The sequence below is a fragment of the Trebonia sp. genome, assembly GCF_049794275.1.
Taxonomy (GTDB): domain Bacteria; phylum Actinomycetota; class Actinomycetes; order Streptosporangiales; family Streptosporangiaceae; genus Trebonia.
In genome coordinates this window covers 1-3,384 of sequence record NZ_JBARCR010000161.1, presented here as the reverse complement: position 1 = coordinate 3,384, position 3,384 = coordinate 1, and the positions used below count along the sequence as shown (strand labels likewise).

The 3,384-nt window shown below is 73.2% G+C and carries 3 protein-coding genes; 2 read left to right on the top strand and 1 reads right to left on the bottom strand.

The window, feature by feature from the left end; translation table 11 throughout:
- Positions 1-1,006, top strand: a 1,006-nt coding sequence (locus WA805_RS04635) for a lytic murein transglycosylase (RefSeq protein ID WP_425241719.1), incomplete at its 5' end; no start/stop codon positions are given.
- Between the two features lie 18 nt (positions 1,007-1,024).
- On the opposite strand, the gene WA805_RS04630 is transcribed toward WA805_RS04635, so the two are convergent.
- On the bottom strand, positions 1,025-2,305 hold the full coding sequence (locus WA805_RS04630) for an MFS transporter (protein WP_425241718.1): 1,281 nt from the start codon (positions 2,303-2,305) through the stop codon (positions 1,025-1,027).
- A 118-nt stretch (positions 2,306-2,423) separates the two neighbouring features.
- Here WA805_RS04630 and WA805_RS04625 point away from each other — a divergent pair.
- Positions 2,424-3,384: ferrochelatase (locus WA805_RS04625; protein ID WP_425241717.1), on the top strand; the 961-nt coding region annotated here is incomplete at its 3' end.

The window sequence follows — 3,384 nt, the reverse complement described above, 5'->3', positions numbered from 1 at the left end:
GGCCAGTCCCGCGCCTGCCGTCCCGCACACCGCCGCCGCGTCCGCCGCGAGCGTCCCGCGCCTGGTCGTCCCCGACCTCATCGCCGCCGGCCCCGGCAGCGTCACCGCGGCCGATCTCGCCAGGCTCAGGAAGCTGAGCCAGGTCAGGTCCGTGCTCCCGGTCGACGGCGCGCGGATCACGGTCAACGGCAAGCCGCTGACGGTCATCAGCGCGACGGCGAGCGCGCTGCGTCCCTGGACACCCCCGGTCACGGCCGCCAGCGCCACGGTGTGGCGCGGCTTCGCCGCCGGCGACCTCATCACGACCGCGGCGGCGGCCCGCACGCTGCGGCTGTCTCACGGCGCGTACCCGGTGGCGGCGGCGGTCCGGACGACGATCAGGTTCGGCGGGACGGCGCTGCTCGGCGTGACCGGCGTGGACGCGATCGTGAACGAGGCCACGGCACGCCGCCTCGGTCTCGTCAGGAACGTGGCGGTGCTGGTCAACGCACCGGCCGCCGACATGACCAAGCTCGCCGCCCAGGTGAGCGCGGTGCTCGGCAAGCAGAGCCGGGTCGTCCGGCTGGTCCCGGTCATCGCCGGCACCACGCTGCCGGTCGACGCGCACCCGCCTACGGGCAGGCCGGGCAGCTACCTGGCGCTGTTCCAGGAGTCCGCCGCGCAGTACTGCCCTGGGCTGTCCTGGACGGTGCTGGCCGCGATCGGGCAGATCGAAAGCGGTGACGGCGCGAACACGGGACCGTCGAGCGCCGGGGCGCTCGGCCCGATGCAGTTCCTGCCGTCCACCTGGCGGGTCTGGGGCATCGACGCGTTCGGCGAGACCGGGCCGCCGGACATCATGAACCCGTACGACGCGGTACCGTCCGCGGCCGAGCTGCTGTGCGCCAGCGGCGCCGCCCAGGGCGGCCAGGGGCTGCGCCAGGCGATCTTCGCCTACAACCACGCCACCTGGTACGTGAACGAGGTGCTGACGCTGGCCGCCGAGTACGCCCGCGAGTCCGGCTGAGGACGCCCGCGAGTCCGGTTAAGGAACAGCATCGGGGCCGGGCGCAGGCGGCGGGCCCGCGAGCCGCCGCAGCCCGGCCAGGCAGAGCAGCACGCTGGCGGTGCCGCACGAGGCCGCGAACACGTACCCCCACCGCGCCCCGAACGCGTCGAGGATGAACCCCGCGGCCGTGGCCCCGCAGGCCACGCCGAGGCCGATCCCGGTCGACAGCCAGGTCATCGCCTCGGTGGTCCGCCCGGGCCAGGCCTGCTCCTCCATCAGGCTGTACCCGGCGATCAGCGTCGGCGCGATCGCCATCCCGCACAGGAACTGCACCAGCGCGAGCGTGATCAGGTTAGGCACCGTGCCGAACGTCCACACCCCGGCGACGGTGAGCGCCAGCGTGATCGCGAACCGCCGCCAGGTGGGCGACCGCCAGTTCCTTGTGCCGTACCAGAGGCCGCCGACGCCGCTGCCGAACGCCCAGCAGGCGAGCAGCACCCCGGCCAGCGGCTTGTGGCCGAAGCTCGTGGCGAACGCGACCGTGGACAGGTCCACAGAGACGAACATCCCGCCGAGGAACACATACACGGGAGCGAGCACGATGAGGCCGGGCGCGGCGAGAGAGAAACGACGCGCTCCCGGAGTATGCCGGGGACGTTCAGGAGAATCCTCCTGAGCCAGCTGGGGACGGTGCGGCGGCTCGGTGTCCCGCTGGGACGCGAACCAGAGCGTTCCCGCCAGGCAGAGCGCGGCGGCGGCGGTCACGCCGGCCGCCGGGTGGACCTGGGTAGCGAGCAGCGTCACCACGGCCGGGCCGACCATGTAGCACAGCTCGTCGCCGACCGACTCCAGCGAGAACGCGGTGTGCAGCCGGGGCGAGCCGGCCAGCAGCGCGCTCCACCGGGCGCGCACCATCGGGCCGAGCACCGGCATGCTGGCGCCGGCGAGGATGCCAGGGAGGAACAGCACCCAGTCCGGCGCCCCCAGCTGCACGGCGAGCACCAGCCCGGTGACCGCGAGCACGAACACGACGCACAGCGGTATCAGCACCCGCCGCTGGCCGAATCTGTCGACCCGCCGGGCGATCTGCGGCGCGCACAGCGCCGCGCCGAGCGACCCGGACGCCGCCACGCTGCCGGCCACTCCGTAATGGCCGGTTCGCGCGGAGATCAGCAGCACCGTGCCGAGCCCGAGCATGGCCATCGGCATCCGCCCGATGACCCCGGCCGCGGAGAACCGCCGCGCCCGCCGGTCACGGAAGATCTCCGCGTACGGCAGCAGGAACCCCCGTTGAATCCTCTCCCCCGTACTCGTCATCGCGTGCGTTGCCTCCCGAAACCCGACGATACCGGGCACAGGCACCAGGCGTCGCTGTCATTTTTCCGGCAGAGCGCCGGTTACCAGCGCGTGCCGGGTCCCTGGTTGGATAGAACACGTGCCGGCCTATGACGCGTTCCTGCTGCTGTCGTTCGGCGGCCCCGAGGGCCCCGACGACGTGCTGCCGTTCCTCGAGAACGTCACGCGCGGCCGTGGCGTGCCCGCGGAGCGGCTGGCCGAGGTGGCGGAGCACTACTACGCGGCGGGCGGGGTCAGCCCGATCAACGGCCAGTGCCGGGACCTGATCGCCGCGATCGAGGCCGCGGGCATGGACCTGCCCGTCTACTGGGGGAACAGGAACTGGCGCCCGCTGCTCACCGACACGGTGCGGCGGATGGCCGCCGACGGAGTGCGGCACGCGATCGCGTTCGCGACCTCCGCCTACAGCTCCTACTCGGCGTGCCGGCAGTACCGGGACGACATCGAGGCGGCGGTCGCGGCGGCCGGGCCACGGGCGCCGCGGATCGACAAGATCCGTCCGTACTTCAACCACCCGGGGTTCATCGAGCCGTTCGCGGCGAACACCGAAGCGGCGCTGCGCACCCTGCCGCCGGACGTCGCCGACGGTGCCCGGCTGGTGTTCACCGCGCACAGCGTGCCGGTCGGCATGGCCGCCGCCAGCGGCAGCGCGTCGGCCGGGACCGTGGTTCCAGGCGGCAGGTACGTGGCTGAGCTGAGGGAAGCTTCGCGGCTTATCTCGGAACGGACGCGTGGTGGCTCCCTGGGCTGGGACCTTGTCTTCCAGAGCCGCAGCGGCCCGCCGAGCGTGCCCTGGCTGGAACCGGACGTGAACGACCACCTGCGGATGCTGGCGAAAGACGGGGTGCCCGCCGTCGTGGTCGTGCCGGCCGGGTTCGTCAGCGACCACATGGAGGTCGTGCACGACCTGGACGTGGAGGCGGCGGAGACCGCGGCGTCGCTGGGCCTCGCGTTCGCGCGGGCGGCAGCGCCCGGCTCGTCGCAGCGGTTCGCGCGGATGGTGTGCGAGCTGGTGGCGGAGCGGACCGGATGGCCCGGAT